We start from the raw sequence: 19,938 nt of genomic DNA, 5'->3' as shown, positions 1-19,938 counted from the left end.
GCCCGGGTGTTTCACCCGGGCCAGGCCTCGTCATTATGATCGCGGACGGTACTGCTAAGCTCACGCCGAAATCAGCGGAGTAGCAGCTCAGTCTGCGCGGGGCGAGAGATCCGCCAAACGGCGGACGGTCGCCAGCGGTGTCAGATCAGCGGGTAGCGGACGATCGTCGCTTCACGACCAGCGCCGACGCCGATCGACTGAATGCGACAACGCGACAGCTCTTCGAGGCGCGCGATGTAATCCTGCGCGTTCTTCGGCAACTCTTCGAAGGTACGGCAACCGGTGATGTCCTCTTCCCAACCGGGCAGTTCTTCGTACACCGGGACAGCGTTCTCGAAACCGACCTGGTCAAGAGGCATTTCTTCCATGCGGACACCATCGACCTCGTAGGCGACGCAGACCGGGATGGTCGGATAGCCAGAAAGCACGTCGAGCTTCGTCAGGCAGATGTCGGTCAGGCCGTTGATGCGGGTCGCGTAGCGCATGACAACCGCGTCGAACCAGCCGGTGCGGCGAGCACGACCGGTGGTCACACCAAATTCGCCACCTTTGTGACGCAGGGCCTCACCGACCTCATTATCAAGTTCTGTCGGGAACGGGCCTTCACCCACGCGCGTCGTGTACGCCTTCGCAACACCGACAACGCGGTCGATGCGGGTCGGGCCAACACCGGTGCCAGTCAGCGCACCGCCGGCGGTCGGGTTCGACGAGGTCACAAACGGGTACGTGCCATGGTCGATGTCGAGCATGGTGGCCTGACCACCTTCAAAAAGCACCGTGTCGCCACGATCGAGCGCGTCATTCACTTCGAGGGACGCATCGCAGACCATCGGGCGGATGCGATCGGCATATGCGAGCAGTTCTTCAGTGACGGTGTCAGGGTCGAGAGTTTCCATGCCGACGGCTGCGAAAACCTCATTTTTCGGGGCAAGAGCTGCCTCGATCTTCTCGCTCAGCGTCTTCGGGTCGAACAGATCCTGAATGCGGATGCCAACGCGGTTCATCTTGTCCGCGTAGGTCGGGCCGATGCCACGGCCGGTTGTGCCGATCTGGTTCTTCCCGCGAGCGCGCTCGTTCGCCTGGTCCATCAGACGGTTGTAGCTGGGGATGATGTGAGCATTGGAGGAAATCTTCAGGCGCGAGCAGTCAACGCCACGCGATTCCATTTCGGCCAATTCCTGGAACAGAACATCAATGTCAACGACGACGCCGTTGCCGATGATCGGGGTAACACCCTTGGACAGGATGCCCGCGGGCAACAGGTGCATCGCGTACTTTTCACCGTCGATGACGACAGTGTGACCGGCGTTGTTACCGCCGTTGAACTTCACGACATAGTCAGTGTTCTGGCCGAGCTGGTCGGTCGCCTTACCTTTACCTTCGTCGCCCCACTGGGCACCGAGCACGATCACGGCTGGCATGGGTTTCTCCCCGATATTCTTGCTATACGTACGACTGTGGCCGCACCTCGCACAATTCTACCGAGATTTACGCCAGCGCGTGAGCAGTAACAGCAGACACGCTTAACGCATACGCCTTCACGTACGCATTAAGCAATAGAAATCTTACTCCGTCCCTTCAGTGGGGGTTTGTTTGGGCGGGCGGCCTCGCCCTCGAAGCGGCTGAGCCTTTGCTTCACGCCCCGCATCCTTCAGCGCGCGACGCAGAATGATCTCAATCTGCGCGTTCACACTGCGCAGATCGTCTGCCGCCCACTTGGACAACGCCTCGTGGACGGCAGGATCTAAGCGCAGAAGAATCTGCTTGCGCTCATTCTTCGGAGTCATTTACTCACCCGGCGATTCGCTCCCCAATACCAATCCAGCAGGTCAGTACAGCGAGCCCGCATTCACGATCGGCTGAGTGCGCTGATCAGAGCAGAGCACGACCAGCAGGTTCGACACCATCTGAGCTTTGCGTTCATCATCAAGCGACACGATGTCATTGTCTTCCAGACGGTTCAGCGCCTGATCAACCATGGTGACCGCCCCTTCAACGATCTGCTCACGGGCAGCGATCACAGCACCGGCCTGCTGGCGCTGCAACATTGCCTGCGCAATTTCGGGCGCGTAAGCGAGAGACGAAATACGAACCTCGACGATTTCAAGACCAGCCAGTTCGACGCGAGCCGCAACTTCGCGCGCAAGTTCAGCGGAGACGACGTCTGTACCGCCACGTAGCGAGGTTTCGCCCGGGCCGGGCTCGTCATAGGGGTGCGACGTGGCGACGTGACGCAGCGCCGACTCCGCCTGAGCCTTGATGAATTCCTCGTACTGCTCGACTGCAAAGACCGCGCGCGCCGTGTCAGCAACCTGCCACACGACGATCGCCGCAATATTCACCGGATTACCGTCGGAATCGTTGACTTTCAGCTCGCTCGTCTCGAAGTTATGGACCTTGACGGAGACCTTCTTGCCATTCGTCAACGGCGGTACCAGCACCAGGCCCGTCTTGCGAACCGTGCCAACGTACTTGCCGAAGAACTGGCGAACCGAGGTCTGGCCAGGAGAGATGACCGCCAAGCAGGGCATCAACACCATGACGAGGAGGAACATGACCGAACCGGAAACTATTCTTGCGACACCGCCCGCTTCGCCAGCGTCATCCGCGATCGCACCTGTAACGAACAGGTAGATCGAGTAGCCGAAACCTGCGAGCAGGATCAAGGCCATCGGGAAGGCGATCGCCGATCCGAGTGCCGGCGCCTTCTTTTCCGTAATATTCACGCGCGCTTTTGCTTCAGCAAACGCATTATCAGCTACGCCTTTGACGTTGATGTGCTCTTCCTGAGCCACCGAGTGCGACATCAGTTCTCCTTTGCGACTCGCGCCAGCCGGTCGGCTAGCTCCACACGAGTGCGATATCAATATGATATCTATTTTTTACTCAGCGTCAATAGCATGTTTTTGTCTGGATACAGTGGGCGGTCTCGTGCATCATTCGCGGTCGCGGACTATCGATAATTCGCGAGGCCGCGCGCGCAACGCCAGCCGAAAATAGGTGCTCACGCAGAATGCGTGGCACATCTGGCCAGCTGAAGGCAACCCGGATGAGCGCTCGGGAAAGAAAAGACGTACAAGGCGACGAAAACGGGCTTTCAACTGGGAAAACATCGCCTTACACGACAAAAACCGACGCCTGCCACCACCCAAACTCCGCCGAGCACCCACACATGCCTCATGCTCGCGCTCTTACGCAAGGGAAAACACGGGCACGATGAAAAAGCTGGCGACACCTACCTCGCCAGGCAACGCCTACCGTAGTTGACGGTTACCTCACTTAACCGCTGCAGCCTCCGCGCGGACGGAGGCGACCTCGTACAGGGCGATGCCGGTTGCGACGGCGGCGTTCAACGATTCGACCGCGGACGAGATCGGGATGGACACAATCTGGTCGCAGGTTTCGCGGACCAGGCGGGACAGGCCCGCCCCTTCGGCGCCGGTGACAACGACCAGTGGCGCGTCGGCGAGCTTCAACCCGCGCAACGACGCGTCTCCTCCGCCGTCAAGGCCGATGACGAACATACCGTTCTTCTTGCATTCCTCGAGGGCACGGACCAGGTTGGTTGCGCGCGCGACGGGAACTCGGGCGGCTGCGCCAGCAGAGACCTTCCACGCGGTGGTGTTGACACCTGCGGAGCGACGTTCCGGGATAATGACACCGTCGGCACCAAATGCTCCGGCGGAACGGAGAACTGCGCCCAGGTTGTGCGGGTCGGTCACTTGGTCGAGCGCGACCAGCAGGGGCGTTCCAACCTTCTGGAGGGATCCGACGATCAGGTCTTCGACGTGCGAGTATTCGTATCCGCGCACCTCAACGGCTACGCCCTGGTGGACTGCGCCGTCGGTTGCGACGTCGAGGTCACGACGGGTGACCTCAAAAACAGGGGCCCCCATGTGGGTGGCGAGGCGGATGACCTCTTCGACGCGGTCGTCTTTCACATTGTCGAGCACGAAGACACGTTCAATCGGCACGTTGGCGCGGACGGCTTCGGCGACGGGGTTGCGACCGGCGATCAGTTCGTGGCCGGGTGCGACCTTGATGGATGACTTGGCGCGTGCGCGCGCGATCGCTGCTTCCCGAGCTTCGCGTGCTTCCCTCTGGATCTTGCGCTTGTACGCGGGATGGTAGGTCCGGTCTTCAGCCTTCGGGGTCGGCCCCTTACCTTCGAGCCTACGACGCGAGTGCCCGCCGGTGCCGACTTTCGCGCCCTTCTTCGATCCGGGTTTGCGCACTGCGCCGCGACGACCGTCGTTTCCCGCCATGAGTTTCACCTATCGTTCGTTGGTCTCGCCTCCCGGCGAGCAGTTCAGATAGCAAGCCTATCGGCTCCCCGACTGTTTTCCCGCACGATATCGCCATTTGCGGTAGGTATCACGGCGCACTTTCTCTTGTTCACCAATTGACGAGGCCGGGAACGCCAGCGATTTCCAGTTTTCGCTCCGATTATCGGCCTTGGCAATTCCTCGCGCGAGAGACGTGCCTGCGTTCAACGGAAGGTCAGGCGAGTTTCCAGGTTGCTCCATCGCGCCCGTCAGCGACTTCGATTCCCGCGTTCGCGAGGCGGTCACGAAGAGCGTCTGCGCGCGCCCAGTCCTTTTCGGCGCGAGCCTGCGCACGTTCTTCGATGACGGCCTGAACGAGGGTGTCGAGCGCGTCGTGTTCGCCAGATCCCGCACCTCCAGCTGTTCCAGCGGAGCCTAGTCCGCTTCGCCACTGCTCGGATGCGGGGTCAAGTCCGATGACATCAAGCATGGAGCGCACCAACTGCTGCTCACGTCGGACCGCTTCGGTGTCGCCCGCTTCGATAGCGACGTTGCCGGCCTTCATGTGCTCGTAAATGACGGCAAGTGCTCCAGCCACGTTCAGGTCATCGTCCATTGCGGTCACGAAGCCCTCGGGTAGTTCGGACGCAGGCAGTGCAATTTCGGAAGCGGGAACCTCGTCTGCAATCGCGATCGCGCGTTCCACGAAGGCGGAAAACTTCGCCCATGCAGCGGCAGCAGCCGGCATGGTTTCAGGGCCCCACTCAATTCCACTGCGGTGATGAACGGTCGAAAGCGCCCACCGAACGGCAGCAGCCGGATGCTCTGCAGTCAGAGCGTCGATGGAGAGCACGTTGCCCAGCGACTTCGACATTTTTTCGCCCTTCATGGTGACCCACGCGTTGTGAACCCAGAGGCGCGCGAATCCCCAACCTGCTCCGTGTGACTGCGCTTGTTCATTCTCGTGGTGCGGGAATCGCAGATCGATTCCACCGCCGTGAATATCGAATTCGTCACCCAAATAGCGCCGCGACATCGCAGAGCATTCGAGATGCCAGCCCGGGCGGCCTCGTCCCCACGGAGAATCCCAAGCCGCAGTTTCCGGCTCGCTTGCCTTGGCTGCCTTCCAGAGCGCAAAGTCGCGAGGGTCGCGCTTGCCCGCTTCCACGGCGGCGTCGATCTGCGCCTCGTCTTCGGTGGTGCGCATGTCGTCGAGCTTCTGGCGGGTCAGCGACCCATAATCGTCCTGGCTGGCGACGGAGAAGTAGACGTTGCCCTGGCCGTCGGCGTAGGCGTGCTCGCGCTCAATCAGGCGGTTAATCAAGTCAATCTGGTCCGGAATATGCCCGGTCGCGTGAGGTTCGTAGGTCGGTGGCAGAACACCGAGGGTCGCATACGCTTCGGTGAATTCGCGCTCGAAACGCTGCGCCCACGCCCACCATTCAACGCCCGCGTCGGCGGACTTGTTGAGGATCTTGTCATCAATGTCGGTGACGTTACGGATGTAAGTGACGTCCAGACCATTGCGCTTCAGCCAACGAATCAGCGAGTCGAACGCGACGGCCGCGCGCAGGTGTCCGACGTGTGGCGCACCCTGCACCGTCGCGCCACACAGGTAAATCCCCACTTTCCCCGGGTTTACAGGAACCAGTGGCTGCAGGGTGGCGGACTTCGAGTCGTACAGGTGAAGCGTCATAGTGCCATGCTACCCGCGTCGGCTCCCACGGTACGAGGCCACCTCCACTTTTAGGACTGCGTAACGCGACGAAAGGGCGGGGTGGCACAGGGGACAGGCGTTTCGGAAGCTCAGTTTCTGGGCGTGATCTTTTCTTCGATCAGAGCACGCAGGGCGTCGGCGTCGTTCGGCAGGCTCACGACGCGTTGCTCGCCCCCCTCAATATCGGCGAATCGGGCGGGAACGGTGGGTTCATGGCCGGTTGCCTCGCGGATCGTGTCGGCAAACTTCACGGGAAGCGCAGTTTCCATGACGACGGTCGGCCCGCCCAGGCGCGGTGCCCACTGGCGTGCGACGTGCATGCCGTCCGCGGTATGCGGGTCCAGCAGGTAGCCGTCGTTTTCTTCGGTGAAGAGAATCTGTTCCAGGCGGTGGGCATGGTTTGAGGTGCCCGACACGAAGCCGTAGTTTTCGCCAAGGGTGGCAAATTCTTCAGTGCCGGACAGATCGAAGAAGCCGTCCGAATTCAGGACCTCGCCGAACAGCTGAGCGGTACGCTCCCCGTCGCGACCAAGCAGGTCGAAGATAAAGCGCTCGAAGTTGGATGCCTTCGAAATATCCATCGACGGCGACGAGGTTGCCAGTGTTTGAGCCGAAGAACGAACGCGGTAGACACCGGTGCGGAAAAACTCGTCAAGAACATCGTTCTCGTTCGTGGCCACAACAAGCGTTCCCAGTGGCAAGCCCATCTGTCGCGCCACATGGGCTGCGCAAATATTGCCGAAGTTGCCCGAGGGAACGACGACGTTCACTCGGCAATCCAGGTCGAGGCCACCGTCCGCACCTCGTGCCACCTGCAACCAGGTCGCGACGTAATACACAACTTGGGCGAGCAGGCGCGCCCAGTTGATCGAGTTAACCGCGCCCAGATGCCATTTCGCCTTAAAGTCAGGGTCCATGTTGACCGTCTTCACCAAGTCCTGACAGTCATCGAATACGCCCTCAACTGCGACGTTCACAATGTTGTCGTCCAGCAGAGAGAACATTTGCGCGCGCTGGAATGCTGTCATGCGTCCGGCCGGAGTAAGCATGACGACCGACAGGGCATTCCGGCCTCGTAGCGCGTACTCGGCAGCAGAGCCGGTATCACCACTGGTCGCACCCACAATCGTCAGCCAATCTCCACGGCGGTCGAGCTCGTACTCGAAGAGTTCGCCAAGCAACTGCATCGCCATGTCCTTGAACGCTGCCGTCGGGCCATTCGACAGGTGCGACACCCAGACTCCGGACTGGAGGTGCGTAACCGGAACGATCGCCGGGTCGCTGAACGCGGGCGTGCGGTAGGCGCGAGCGGTAATCGCCTTCAGGTGCTCGGAGGGAATGTCGTCAATGAACAGTTCAAGAACGCGGGCAGCGAGCGCCGCATAGCCTTCATCTGCGAGGACTCGGCTGAGTTCTTCGAGGTCTGTCGCGCCCAGTTGCGGGTAGCTTTCAGGCATGTAGAGGCCGCCGTCGGGAGCGAGGCCCTCAAGAAGGATGTCGCTGAACGAGCGCGCGTTGTCGGCCGAAGATTGGCGAGTCGAAATGTACCGCATGCGCCGATCCTATCGGGGTCAGGCTGTCGTGCGAGCTCCGTCCCAAATCCGCGTCGCACCGGCTAGCCTTGAAGCATGACTGACACCGCTCACTCCACTCCCGTCCCCTTCCGCGTTGGCCAAGCGATCGACGTTCACGCGTTCGCAGTCGCAGACGAGTGTGGGAATCTGCCCGACAAAACTCTCATGCTCGCGTGTTTGGAGTGGCCGGGCGAAACCCCACTGGAGGGTCACTCTGATGGCGACGTTGCAGCTCACGCAGTGTGCGACGCGATTTTGGCGGCGACCGGCCTGGGCGAAATGGGAAGCGTGTTCGGGACCAGTCGACCCGAGTGGTCGGGCGCATCCGGCGAACAATTCCTTGTCGAGGTATGCCGAATGGCGCGCAAAGCTGGCTGGCACATCGGTAATGCGACCGTGCAAGTGATCGGCACAAAGCCTCGCATGGCTGCGCGTCTACCCGAAGCGTGCCAGCGGATGAGCGAGATCGTCGGCGCCCCCGTTTCCGTCAGCGCCACGACGACGGACGGGCTTGGGTTTACGGGACGAGGCGACGGCTTGGCAGCAACAGCGGTTGCGCTCGTCGTTCGGGCTCAGTAGTTCGCCAGCACGAACGAGGTCACGGGGAAACCGCGGGTGAGTACCCGCGAAGAAAACGGCGGTCGAGATCCCCCGCGACAAGCGCACCTCAAGAATCGGGAAGAGAACAGAGGCGAGCAGGCAGAAAGAGTCAGCCCGCTACTCCCCCATTACTTTTCGAGGTGCTCCAAGTGTGCCTCGTCTGCCTTGACCGGGATGGTCAGGACCAAGCCAACGGCGAGGATCAGGATGATACCGAGGATGCCCCAGTAGGTGTAGTCGCCGCCGGTGGACTGCGCCTTGCCGATCTTCAGGAAGACGCCGTACATGAACGGCGCCAGGAAAGAGACGGCGCGACCGGTGGTCGCGTACAGGCCGAAGACTTCACCTTCACGACCTGCGGGGATGATACGGCCGAGGAACGAACGGGATGCCGACTGCGTCGGGCCGACGAAGATGCAGAGCAACAGGCCAAGGCTCCAGAAGACGATCGAGCCGTGCGCGTGGAAGAAGAAGACGCCCAGACCGAAAACGACCATCGAAGCGAGCGAGAAGATAATGACCTTTTTCGGGCCAATCTTGTCGTCGAGAGCGCCGAAGCCGATGGTAGCTAGGCCCGCCACGACGTTCGCGGCGATTGCGAAGACCATGACGTCACCGGCGGAGAAACCGAACGCGGACTTTGCCAGGATTGCACCGAAGGTGAAAACGCCTGCCAGGCCGTCGCGGAAGACGGCGGAAGCCAGCAAGAAAAACAGTGTGTGCGGCGCTTCGCGGTGCAGGCCCTTCACGGTCTGCCAGAGCATACGGTAGGAGTCGAGCAGAGATTCTTTCGAATCATCGTGGTGCAGGACCGACGGTTTCGGCGGGTGTAGCACGACCGGCAGGGCGAAGAGACCGAACCAGAGTGCCGCGATGATCATCGCGATACGAATATTCAGACCGTTGTCGGTGGACACACCCAGCAGGTTCGGACCAATCAAGCCGACGTAGAGGATGAGTAGCAGGACGATGCCACCAACATAGCCGGCTCCCCAGCCAAGGCCGGAGATACGCCCCATGTCCTTCTTGTCAGCCAGGTGGTTGAGCATCGCATTGTAGTTCACGGACGCGAACTCGAAGAAGATGTTGCCGACGCCCAGCAGTGAAATACCGAGCCAGAGCGACGCGTTCGGCCCGATCGACGATTCGGGGGCGACGAAGAACATGGCGAGCATCGACAGGACAACCGCGCCGGTAAACCAGCCGAGCCAGACACCGCCCTTACCACGACGGTCTGCGCGCTGGCCGGTAATCGGCGCGAGAAGAGCGATGATGAGGCCCGCGACCGTCAACCCGATCGACAGGTGCGAGTTCGCGGTGCCCGCATCGGTGAACAGCCCATCGCTGGTCAGGTAGGTGGAGAAGACGAAAGTGGTGGCGACAGCGTTGAACGCTGCCGACCCCCAGTCCCACGCTGCCCATTCAATGACGGGGCGCGTCAGGATTTTCGTTTTTTCTTTTGATGCCACTGGGGTGTTCGGGGTGGATGACATTCGTTTCTCCTCGGACATACGTCCGCTGCTTTGGGCGCTGTCAGTGTTGCTGACATCTGGAACTTAACACGAAGAGGAGCGAAATTTGATTTCTTGAACGTTTCGTGGACGTGCAAGTTGGTCGCATTATCTGCCTTGTGTCCCCGTTCTAGTCCCTCATTGACGAGGCCACACCGGGCATCTTTCTTACCCCGCTGTGGCGGGCAAGCTGGCAGTTTTCAGGATTGATCGAGTAGAAGTGTTGCGAGCGCAAGGTCGAGCCGGGTTGTGACTTTCATGGAGAGAAGGTCGCCAGGGACTGTCATCACTTGGCCACCCGCGTCTTCCACAAGACCCGCGTCATCGGTCGCCGCTGTACGTTCATTTGCTCCACGAGTCCGGGCGGACTCGTGCGCTTCGCGCAAGGTGGACCACGCGAATCCTTGAGGTGTCTGCACGCTGACAAGGGCGGAACGGTCGATGGTTGCCACCACCGGGCGCAGTCCGATGCCGAGGTGTGCTGACGCGGTGGAGTCGCCAACTTGTTTGAGCGTGTCGGTCACTGGCAGAACCGGGATGACAGCGTTGTATCCCAACGTGACGGCTGCAATGACGCGACGAATCGCGTCTGGCGGAGTCAAAGCTCGCGCGGCGTCGTGAACAAGGACGGGGGTTGAAGCGTCAAGGCACATCCCGTGGGTTTCGGCGAGGGTTTCTAACGCATCCAGTCCGAGGGCAACTGAGGCTTGACGCGACGCGGATGATCCCGCAACGACAAGAACAGGTATTGAACAGGATTCGCCCTGCTCGCTTGTAAGCGTGATACGTCCATCTGGAAAGTAAGTGGCGAAGGTATCGACCTGATCGGCGGGCGCTGTCACGACGATACCTGCAACACCAGCTTGAGCTAGCCCGCGGGCGGATCGTTCAAGAAGAGTAGTGCCAGCAAGCTCAACAAGAGCTTTGGGACCGTCACCCCCCAAACGGGTGCCGGAGCCTGCTGCTGTCAGGACTGCAAGAGCGGTTGACATTGAGGATCCGAAGTGTGACGGGTCAGGTCACTCAGCGTCTACGGCATCTTCAGGGGTGATACGACCTTCGGCGAGGATTTCGTCAAGGCGAGCAGCTGCCTGTTCTTCGGTGATATTACGCGCCAACGCAAGTTCAGAGCAGAGGATCTGACGAGCCTTGGTCAGGGTACGCTTTTCACCAACGGAAAGCTTCTTCAGATCGTCGCGACGCGTCAGGTCACGAACAACTTCAGCGACCTTCACGATGTCGCCGGTTGCGATCTTCTCTTGGTTTGCCTTGAAACGGCGGGACCAGTTGGTGGGCTCTTCAACGTAGGGGGCGCGAAGAACCTTCAGAACCTCTTCCAGCCCATCTTCACCGACAACTTCACGCACACCAACAAGGTCAACGTTATTTGCGGGAACCTGAATGGTCATGTCGCCCTGTTCGACGCGCAAGGTCAAGAACGTGATCTCTTCACCACGCAACGTGCGCGTAGAGATCTCTTCGATCGTGGCTGCACCGTGGTGCGGATAAACGACCGTCTGACCAATTTCGAACGTCATGAGAGCTCCCTGCAGATATGCGACTAGCGAATACAAGTCTACCATTTGCACCCGTTTCCTACCCGACTAGGCGCTGGCGGGCCGAAGCCACTCACGAGGGGCGGCACTCGGTCCACCCCCGCGATCTACTTCACATGTGGATTCAAATCAGCACAATACAAATGGGGCGAATCCGCTTTCGCGGATCCGCCCCACTCGTTCAGCTATCTAGATGCTCACTTGCCCTGGTTGGCGACAGCAGCAATCTTTGCTTCTGCCTCGGGATCCAGGTAGGTGCCACCCTTCTTGATCGGCTTGAGGGTTTCCTCATCCAGCTCGTAAACAAGCGGGATACCGGTCGGGATGTTGACGCCTGCAATGTCCTCGTCGGAGATTTCGTCGAGGTGCTTGACGATGGCGCGCAGCGAGTTGCCGTGTGCGGCGATCATGACGGTCTTGCCGGTCTTGATTGCCGGGACGATGGTGCCGTCCCAGTACGGGAGCAGGCGCTCAAGGACGTCCTTCAGGCATTCGGTCATCGGGATCGGCTCGCCTGCGTAACGCGGGTCGGTGTCCTGGCTAAATTCGGAGCCAGCTTCGATTGCCGGTGGCGGAACGTCGTAGGAACGACGCCACTGCATGAACTGATCCTCGCCATATTCGTCGCGGATTTCTTTCTTGTTCTTACCCTGAAGAGCACCGTAGTGGCGCTCGTTCAGACGCCAGTTGCGCTCAACCGGGATCCAGTGACGATCGGCAGCATCGAGTGCGAGGTTCGCGGTCATGATTGCGCGGCGCAACATCGAGGTGAACAGGAGGTCCGGCAGAACGCCAGATTCCTTGAGGAACTCGCCACCGTGTGCGGCTTCGGCGCGGCCCTTTTCGGAGAGCGGCACGTCAACCCAGCCGGTGAAGAGGTTCTTTGCATTCCATTCGCTCTCGCCGTGGCGGAGCAGCACCAGTGTGTATGTCATGACGTCATTCTTCCATCTTCGAGGGGTGTTGTCATAGACCCCAAGGACCTATCTCAGGCGTGAGCCCTCTCAAACTTCGCGACGATGTCGGCGGGGATGCGCCCACGGTCGGAAACCTGGATTCCGTTTTCTGTGGCCCATGCGCGAATTTCACCTGCGCGCGACAGAGCTGCCGACGAGGCCACGCGTGAACCGCGGATTGCTCGACCACCGATACGGCGCGATGAAGAAATCCACTTTTCAAAATCAGCGGAAATTTCAGAAATGTGTTCTTCCGAGAGGTCAATTTCGTAGGTCACACCCTGGAATGAGAATGTAACGGTGTCTTTTGCAGGAGTTCCATCAATATCGTCAACGAGAACGACGTGCGTCTTCTTCATAAGGAGTCCTATTCACTCATTGATGTTCGATTGTTATTGTCCGGAGACAATCAAATTGTCTCCGGACAGAATATAAAATAAGAAAGAACCGACGCAACCGTTTTTAAATAGTGAAATTGAATACTTATAAAGTAAGACTAGAAGCGAGAGTTAATTGACCAAAACTCTCCGACGCGTGAACCAAGAGGGGTGTTTTGTTCAGTGGGGTCGACCTCGTAACCCTAGAGACGAAGCGCACAGGAGAAAATCTGCCACCAACTTCAATTGAGTTGATCGTTGTACCACATTGGATCTCAGCTAAGAACAAAGAGTACCCCTGCAGTTTGGAATCATGAGCGTCGCAGACATCACCGACTCTGATTACAACCAACAACCCCACCAAAAATGTCGAAGACTACGCAATGGCGCAATACATGTCAGGTGGTCGAATTGACCTGATGATGAGTCACGGAAATACAGATTCGGTTTACCCGTGGTTCGAAAAAAATATTCGCAACGGTATTCCGTTGGCCATTGAAAACTACGCTCTTCTACGCCGTTGATGGAGCGAAGATGATGTCGATTGGCACGGTAAATTCCGTACGTACGCCTTTGCACGGTTTCACTTCCACTCCACGCCCACTGGACGGAATTGCTCCATTTGTATGGCACGGCCCTATTCGCTCCCTCGAAATTACTGTACAGGTCGCCTATTACGGTGACTGTTTCTTCCACAACAGTGTTTTCTGGTCGCCAGAACACATGGTCCCCTGTACCACGAGCACTTTGAACACTACGGTCACGGTCCTGTAAAGAAGGCAATTGTCGGTCTGGGTGGTCAAGTCTTCATGGCACGCAAGTCGCAGGATGCGGTTCGTCCTCATTCACGCTGGAATGTCGGAGGAGTCTTCGACAGCGAAACGTGCCGATCGGATTGAGCGAGGCGTACGTGATCTTTTTGGACGTTTGGCACTTTCTGTTCACACTTCACATGACGAACCGTGAGATTCCGCCGTTTCTCAGCCAGAGAATGATTCACCTATACTCGATAACTTTTCTGAATCGGATATAGTTGAGACCTTGCGTCTCAGGTGGCCACGGACGCTGCCTCAGACCAAGAAGCCTCGCATTGGCCTGGGTTTGCTGACTTTGAAACGCCACTGAAGGGATGATCATGAGACGCGATGCTCGCGGACGCGCGTGGGAAACGTATTTCGTGACCACGGCACGTCTGACGAACGCTATCGAAGCCGCGCTGAAGGCGGAGTGCCACGTGACTCAGCCCGAATATAACGTGCTCCTTCAGGTGGCACGAGCTGGCGATGAAGGCATTCGCCCCTCCGCTTTGGCTCATGAGGTTGTATTCAGCCCCTCCCGCCTGACACACACTGTAAATCGGCTTGTCTCTCGCGGATACGTGGAGCGCACGACGTGCGTGGGTGACGGACGTGGTGGCCTGATTCTAATGACGGATGCTGGCAAGAAGTTCTTCGAAAAGGCTGCTGACGTGCACCGTGAGGTCGTTCGAGAGATCGTACTGAACGACCTGAGCGTAGAAGAGATCACCGTGCTCAACGAAGTGTTTGGTCGCATCGCTCGACGCATCGACGACCATATGGCCTGACCCGCTGTGCCTTCCAACCGCTTGCCTACCCTGCCCTATTGGGTTCGCTATATCAGCGCGACCCTTGCGACGGGGGTTACCGCCGGAATTGTTGGCTGGCTGTGTACTCGCCTTCTGCATGGAGTCGAGGCAGTGGTGTGGAATCATCACTCGGGCACATTCCTTGATTCTGTTTCTGCCTCCGTTTCATGGCATCGCCCCTTGATCCTGCTTGTTGCTGGCGTGTTAGGGGCTATTTCGTGGACTGTGATGTTCCAGAAGAATCCTCAGCTGACCAGCGTGAAGGCTGGGGTTGAGGGAGAGACGCTACCTCCGCTTCGAACCATCTGGCATGCCCTGACGCAGATTGTCTTGGTTGGCATGGGAGCTTCGATTGGCCGTGAAGTGGCTCCTCGTGAAGTGAGCGCCTCGCTCTCTTCCTGGCTATCTTCGCACTGCGGGTTGTCCGCCGAGGATCGCAGAATTATTGTCGCGTGTGGTGCGGGTGCCGGCTTGTCGGCTGTGTATTCGATTCCTATTTCCGGCGCTGTTTATGCTCTTGAAATTCTGCTTTTGTCCAAGCGCCCGAAGGCGGTTGCGACCGCTTCTTTTATTGCTGTTCTTTCCGTATTGGTGTCTACCGGCTGGCATCGACCTGCACCCTTTTATGCGGTTGAGCCTTTGAAGACGTCGTGGGGTCTTGTCGTCTGGGCGCTGATCATGGGACCCATTTTGGGTGCGCTGGGTGAATTGTTCCGAACGTGGGTTGACCGGTGCGAACAGGCTAAGCCCCGATCTGCTCACCTTCTTTGGTCACTTCCGCTGGCGTTCGTCATTGTTGGTCTTATTGCAATAGTGATTCCTTCGGTGCTCGGCAATGGGCAGGCGAGTGCTCAGACGCAGTTTGATGCTCGCTGGCTAGCTGGCGCTGGTTTGATCACGGCACTATTGGTCCTTGTGGCGAAGACGTTCACGACTCTTGTGACGATTCGTGCTGGGGCGTGGGGTGGAACGCTGACTCCTGGAGTCGCCTTGGGTGCTGGTATTGGCGCGGTGACTGGTTTGGTGTGGCAACAGGTTGTTCCCAGCGTATCGGTGGCTGCATGTGTGTTTATTGGCGCTGCGATTTTCTTGGGTTCGTCGATGGCGGCTCCGTTAACCGGTTTGACTCTGGTTTTCGAGTTCACCGGTTTTGCAGGTCTTCCCATTGTTGGTTCTACTGGAATCGCGTTGGTTGGTTCGGTGTTGATGACCGCGTGGATCCGCAAGAGGCGCGAGGCTCACAGGCTTGCCGAAGTCCACGCAACCGTGTCGATTCCACCTCTTCCTTCTTCTGATTGACGAGGCCGCGCACCTCAAACATCGCTTGGCGTTCTTAGTGCGCGACCTCGTAGCAATCTTCTTCACCCTTGGTCGAAGCACCCCGGCGGGCACTCCCCCTGTTGGGGCGTGGATTGCTTTTAAGAGCGACGATGGAGTGCAATAGCTCCGACGCCCATCAGTGCAAAGAGTGTGGCACCTGCAAGGAATGAGAGTGTTTGGGCACCGGTTTTCGCAAGGTGTTCTTCGGGCGGGGTGGGAGTCTTTTCAAAGAGCACTGTCTGGTCTTCGTCGTTGATGTCAGTGTGGACAGCGATGGTTTGTCCGTCGTGTTCGAGGCGTTCGAACACGACGGTGGTCTTGCCGACCACCATGGAGCCGTCGATGGTGAAATCAACGTTTTCGCACCCGTCAGCCTGGCTTGGGGTGAACGTCTTGGAAGCGGTCACAGGCTTGCCCTCAATCATCAGCGGCCCACCAGTAGCCTTATCCATCAACGTGCCCGACAGGGTGTATTCCCTGCCCTGTTTCAGGTTCGTGTAGCACACCTTGTCCGTGATCGTCACCAGGCCCGAAGAAGCGAGGGTCTTATCGCCGTCCGCCTTGTCGGTCGCGGTGGTCTTCAACGTCGGCGGATTAGCCTCAACAACATACTGCTCGCTCTTATCAGTAACAGAGGTCGTAAAAGGAGCAACACGATCATCACCAGCAAACGAGGTGACAAACACGTACGTACCCGGCTCACCGTCTTTCATCTTGAACCCGGTTGACCCAACAGAGGGCTTAAAACCATGTGAAGCATCAACCTGAACTTCACTGATCGTCTCACCGGCCGCAACGTTTTCGTCAGTGACCGCCTGGCCTTCAGGGAAAAACACAAGCTTCTGCGTAAACGTCAGCTCGTCACCCTTAAACCCAGCCTTACCAGTGAAGTTCGGGTGAGACTCGGGCATTTCGGTGACGAACATGTCGTCGACAAGGTACGAGCCCGACTTGGTGGTACGAACCGACAAACTAGTATCCACATTCGCCTTGAAACGATATGACAGGGTTTCATCACCCAACCCGAACTGGTCATGCCAGTCGGCGTGCACCAATTCCTTAATGTCAATCGCCGGATCACCAATCGTGCCAGGCTGAGCATCCTTGACGACCTTCCACACCCACGTGTAAAACCCAGGGGCTAAGCCTGCCACATCAACATTGACACTATGCTCACCAGGACCGGTAGCAGTAAACGACGCGGTCGCAACCACATGAGCGTCTGCGGGAACCTCATCACGGGGGTCTACCGGCTCTTCGCCCAACGCATAGGCGGTGCCCTCATACACAACCGGAACTGGCTCGCCATCAATTTCCAGCCACTTACCATCACCATAATTCGGGTCAGCACTGGCAGTGATCGTGTCCGACAACGTCTGAGAATCAATCACCTTAGACGAACCCACATTGGACGTAGCAATCGGCTGAAAATCAAAAATCACCTCAAACGACGGACCCGCAACCGTCTCAGAACGCAGGCTTGAACTGTCGAACCAGATCACATCCTGGCGCACCCCCCTAGAAGAGGCATATCCCAAAGCAGAGTATCCAAGATTGTCATACTTAATACTCGAGTGAACTGTGCCGTTCGCTGTTGAACGCCATTGAATACCATCAATACGCGATGCGGTAGTTGTTCCCGTATAGGTGTTCGTCCCAGTTGCTTCGAAGACAGCCGGACCGTTCAAAGTGATAGTGAATGGTTTGCCCGCGATCAGAGTTCCATCAGCATTAGTAACACCAATGCCGTCAATAGTGCCAAAGCGCATACGCTCACCCGTCACCGTACCAGGTTTCCACCCAACAACACCGACCGCTTTTGCTTCAGCAACCATCTGACGAGCACGAGACTGAATGCTTTCGGGAACGGAAGCAAGAAGCGTATTCACATTCGCCTGAGCACGACGCGAGTTCTCAAAATTCACGTGAGCAAGAAAAGCAGTCGCAGCCGCATCGACGTCAGTATTCGAAAACTCAAGCGAAGTTGGCGTATACCACTTCATGATGTACGCCATCTGCGCAATATCAACACTCAAATCAGCCGGACGAGACAAAGAAGGTTGAACCGTCAACTGACTCGGTGACACGACCACCTCAGCTGCAGGATTCACCGCATCAGCCTGAATACACAACCCAGGAACCGGCTGACCACTATAGGGAACCCACGTTCCCAGCCAGCCAGACAATCCATCAATCGGCACGCCACGAACCCATGAGCCCGAGGCAAGAGAAGCAGGGGCCGTAGCAATCAACGAGGCACACACAACCACCATCGTTGCAAGGCAGGCTAAGAGAGGCCTCAGCCGTGAGTAGTGTGCCACCCTAGGCACAGTGCAATCCACCATCATCAATTCCTTTCAACTGATGGGAATACATGTGAAACCCACCAACCAGACGAACAACTTTGCGAGAAGTGGGTTTCGCGACGACGCCTGTCGTTGCCACCAGTGTTCCGCTCGGCGCACGTGGGTGCGAGTGGACTGAAAAGAAATTGTGGATAAAAAGAATGGGGACCTAAAGCTTGTGCATAAGTGGGTGGTTCGGCGCCTAGAAAAACGCAATTGACGGTAATCCCTGCTTCCAGTCGACTCTCGCTAGCAGATCGAGTCTTTTCTTACAGCGAATGCCAGATAGGACAAACCCCGTATGAGTGGACTAGCCCCTGAAAGTTGGACTGGTTTAATTCTAGGCGGTTAGGGCTCCACGGCCGTAGTTGAATTCGTGGTTACCAGCACCCACCGCATCGTATTTCAAGTACTTGAACACACTAGCCATCGGGTCAACAGTGCTATCTGTCCGGTTCGAGTGGTACACCGTTTCGATTCATGAGCCCTGCGCAGCGTCGCCGTTGTCTAGAAGCAGCACAGCGTCCTTACCTTTTTCTTCACGAACGTTCTGGATTGCCGTTGAGAGGCGATCCATACCGCGAACATTTTGGGGTTTGGAAGAGCCAAAGGGCTGCCCGGTGAAGTAGTCCTGGTCCACTAGGGTGCCGTAAATGGAGGTTTTGGTTTTCAAAACAAAACAGGCAAGGTTACTTTTGTACTTTAGCTTCATTTGAGATGCAGGTCTTACAAATTTGCGCTCGTACATATCACGGATTTGGCCGGGCGGAGCAAACAACGTTGTTTTGGTGCCTCACCGAAATTTCGTTCAGCACTGTTCGGGCTATAGGAGAAATCGGTGACGGGGGTGAGACCGTTTAAGGTCTCACCCCCGTACTGTTATGCCGGTGTTTCGTCAGCTAGGCGATTAGTTCTCCTCGCCTTCGCGACGGCGTCGCACGAGCGCCAGGCCGAGGCCTGCTACGCCCATTACGACTGCGATACCAGCGAGTCCTGCTACCTGCGCACCGGTGCGCGCAAGCTTAGACTTCTTGACTCCCGGCTCGGTGGTCATATCGCCAGCGGCAGGCTTCTCAACGGTGACCGTCACGCGATCAATCTCGTTGCCGTTCTTGTCCTTGACGATAACTACGATCTTGTCGCCAGGCTTAGCGTTGTCGTCGATGTCAACAACGAGGTTGCCGTCGCCATCGATTTTTGCCTTGCCGGGGCCGTCGGTGTCGACCGTCGTGCCGTCCTCAACAGGGCCACCATCGTTCGGGATTACGACCTTGCCACCCGGTTCGCCAGAGCCATCCTTCCAGTCTGGCGTCTTGGCGTCAGGTTCGCCAACCGTGACAGTGACGTCAACGTTGTCGGTGGTGCCATCCGGGTAGGTCACAACAACCGGAACAGTGATCTTGTCACCAGGCTTAGCACCCCCAGGAATCGTCACCTTGATCTCACCAGTGTTCGGATCAATGGTCACACCATCAGGCGCGTTCTCACCAGGAGTGAACTTGGTGCCCTCCGGAGGCGTTACCGTGTTGCCGTCGCCGTCCTTAAAGACAGGCTTATCAACCGTGACGTCCTCACCAGGCTTACCGGTGCCATCCGTGTACTCAGGCTGGTACTTCTCGTTGTCCTTGATTTCGGGAACGTTGCAGACTTCGTTCTGCTTGGTCGTCCAAGTCCACGTGGTCTGAGTACCCTGCGAGAAGGTGTAGCCCTCAGCAGGGCTGGCTTCGACCTTGACGGTCTGACCGTACTCGTAGACGTACTTGCCTTCAGCGTCAGGCGTTAGCTCCTTGCCATCAACAGTGACCTTGTATACAACACCCTCGGTCTTCTTGACGGTGACGAACGGAGGCAGCTTACAGTCTGCCGGGTCGTCCGCAGAGGCGCCCCGAGACGGGTTGTGCTCAGTCGGCTCACCCGGCGTTACCGGAGTTGCGTCCTTCTCAGTCACGGTGATCGTGACTGGAACCTCGTCGGTCGAATCATCCGGGTAGGTCACAACAACCGGAACAGTGATCTTGTCACCAGGCTTAGCACCCCCAGGAATCGTCACCTTGATCTCACCAGTGTTCGGATCAATGGTCACACCATCAGGCGCGTTCTCACCAGGAGTG

General features: G+C 57.9%; 18 protein-coding genes. 4 read left to right on the top strand and 14 right to left on the bottom strand.

Features of this window, described 5'->3' with window-relative positions; genetic code table 11:
- Positions 1–140: 140 nt before the first annotated feature.
- The 6 genes from QP503_RS02520 to thrC form a co-directional block, all read right to left on the bottom strand.
- A complete protein-coding gene (locus QP503_RS02520; RefSeq protein ID WP_006680743.1) occupies positions 141–1,421 on the bottom strand; it encodes an adenylosuccinate synthase in 1,281 nt (426 codons plus the stop codon).
- A gap of 144 nt (positions 1,422–1,565) precedes the next feature.
- Positions 1,566–1,787 carry a type II toxin-antitoxin system antitoxin gene (locus QP503_RS02515; protein ID WP_285084199.1) on the bottom strand — a complete coding sequence of 74 codons (222 nt, stop codon included), beginning with the start codon at positions 1,785–1,787 and terminating at the stop codon, positions 1,566–1,568.
- A 42-nt stretch (positions 1,788–1,829) separates the two neighbouring features.
- On the bottom strand, positions 1,830–2,807 hold the full coding sequence (locus QP503_RS02510; RefSeq protein ID WP_285084198.1) for an SPFH domain-containing protein: 978 nt from the start codon (positions 2,805–2,807) through the stop codon (positions 1,830–1,832).
- Positions 2,808–3,275: 468 nt separating this feature from the next.
- On the bottom strand, positions 3,276–4,265 hold the full coding sequence (gene rlmB, locus QP503_RS02505; protein WP_285084197.1) for a 23S rRNA (guanosine(2251)-2'-O)-methyltransferase RlmB: 990 nt from the start codon (positions 4,263–4,265) through the stop codon (positions 3,276–3,278).
- A gap of 235 nt (positions 4,266–4,500) precedes the next feature.
- Positions 4,501–5,961, bottom strand: coding sequence for a cysteine--tRNA ligase (gene cysS, locus QP503_RS02500; protein ID WP_103633154.1), 1,461 nt, complete (start codon positions 5,959–5,961; stop codon positions 4,501–4,503).
- A 110-nt stretch (positions 5,962–6,071) separates the two neighbouring features.
- Positions 6,072–7,535: a threonine synthase gene (thrC, locus tag QP503_RS02495; protein WP_285084196.1), complete on the bottom strand. Its 1,464-nt coding sequence runs from the start codon at positions 7,533–7,535 to the stop codon at positions 6,072–6,074.
- Between the two features lie 75 nt (positions 7,536–7,610).
- Here thrC and ispF point away from each other — a divergent pair, with 75 nt between their 5' ends.
- Positions 7,611–8,135: a 2-C-methyl-D-erythritol 2,4-cyclodiphosphate synthase gene (gene ispF, locus QP503_RS02490; protein ID WP_006680737.1), complete on the top strand. Its 525-nt coding sequence runs from the start codon at positions 7,611–7,613 to the stop codon at positions 8,133–8,135.
- Positions 8,136–8,284: 149 nt separating this feature from the next.
- Here the strand turns inward: ispF and QP503_RS02485 are convergent, their stop codons facing one another.
- The 5 genes from QP503_RS02485 to QP503_RS02465 all read right to left on the bottom strand — a co-directional run bounded on the left by QP503_RS02485 (position 8,285) and on the right by QP503_RS02465 (position 12,538).
- Positions 8,285–9,649 (bottom strand): MFS transporter, encoded by a 1,365-nt coding sequence (locus QP503_RS02485; protein WP_006680736.1) that lies wholly within the window; start codon positions 9,647–9,649, stop codon positions 8,285–8,287.
- Between the two features lie 218 nt (positions 9,650–9,867).
- Entirely contained in the window at positions 9,868–10,659 is a 792-nt protein-coding gene (locus QP503_RS02480; protein WP_179370125.1) for an IspD/TarI family cytidylyltransferase, read from the bottom strand.
- Positions 10,660–10,686: 27 nt separating this feature from the next.
- Positions 10,687–11,205 (bottom strand): CarD family transcriptional regulator, encoded by a 519-nt coding sequence (locus tag QP503_RS02475; RefSeq protein ID WP_040318486.1) that lies wholly within the window; start codon positions 11,203–11,205, stop codon positions 10,687–10,689.
- Between the two features lie 215 nt (positions 11,206–11,420).
- Positions 11,421–12,158, bottom strand: coding sequence for a phosphoglyceromutase (locus QP503_RS02470; RefSeq protein ID WP_285084193.1), 738 nt, complete (start codon positions 12,156–12,158; stop codon positions 11,421–11,423).
- 53 nt (positions 12,159–12,211) lie between these two features.
- Positions 12,212–12,538: a histone-like nucleoid-structuring protein Lsr2 gene (locus QP503_RS02465; RefSeq protein ID WP_006680732.1), complete on the bottom strand. Its 327-nt coding sequence runs from the start codon at positions 12,536–12,538 to the stop codon at positions 12,212–12,214.
- Positions 12,539–12,894: 356 nt separating this feature from the next.
- Between QP503_RS02465 and QP503_RS02460 the strand changes: the two genes are divergently transcribed.
- The 3 genes from QP503_RS02460 to QP503_RS02450 all read left to right on the top strand — a co-directional run bounded on the left by QP503_RS02460 (position 12,895) and on the right by QP503_RS02450 (position 15,461).
- Positions 12,895–13,080, top strand: a complete 186-nt coding sequence (locus QP503_RS02460) for a hypothetical protein (RefSeq protein ID WP_465245944.1) — start codon at positions 12,895–12,897, stop codon at positions 13,078–13,080.
- A gap of 611 nt (positions 13,081–13,691) precedes the next feature.
- Positions 13,692–14,141, top strand: a complete 450-nt coding sequence (locus QP503_RS02455; protein ID WP_006680730.1) for a MarR family winged helix-turn-helix transcriptional regulator — start codon at positions 13,692–13,694, stop codon at positions 14,139–14,141.
- 6 nt (positions 14,142–14,147) lie between these two features.
- Positions 14,148–15,461 carry a chloride channel protein gene (locus QP503_RS02450; RefSeq protein ID WP_285084191.1) on the top strand — a complete coding sequence of 438 codons (1,314 nt, stop codon included), beginning with the start codon at positions 14,148–14,150 and terminating at the stop codon, positions 15,459–15,461.
- Positions 15,462–15,580: 119 nt separating this feature from the next.
- On the opposite strand, the gene QP503_RS02445 is transcribed toward QP503_RS02450, so the two are convergent.
- From QP503_RS02445 to QP503_RS02435, 3 genes are all read right to left on the bottom strand, one after another.
- Complete coding sequence (locus QP503_RS02445) at positions 15,581–17,755, bottom strand: VaFE repeat-containing surface-anchored protein (protein WP_285101187.1); 2,175 nt, start codon at positions 17,753–17,755, stop codon at positions 15,581–15,583.
- A 550-nt stretch (positions 17,756–18,305) separates the two neighbouring features.
- On the bottom strand, positions 18,306–18,500 hold the full coding sequence (locus QP503_RS02440) for a hypothetical protein (protein WP_285101185.1): 195 nt from the start codon (positions 18,498–18,500) through the stop codon (positions 18,306–18,308).
- Between the two features lie 234 nt (positions 18,501–18,734).
- Positions 18,735–19,938: YPDG domain-containing protein (locus QP503_RS02435; RefSeq protein WP_285101183.1), on the bottom strand; the 1,204-nt coding region annotated here is incomplete at its 5' end.

The sequence above is a fragment of the Pauljensenia sp. UMB0895 genome (assembly GCF_030218905.1).
Classification (GTDB): Bacteria; Actinomycetota; Actinomycetes; order Actinomycetales; family Actinomycetaceae; genus Pauljensenia; species Pauljensenia turicensis_A.
This window is presented reverse-complemented; position numbering and strand designations above follow the sequence as displayed.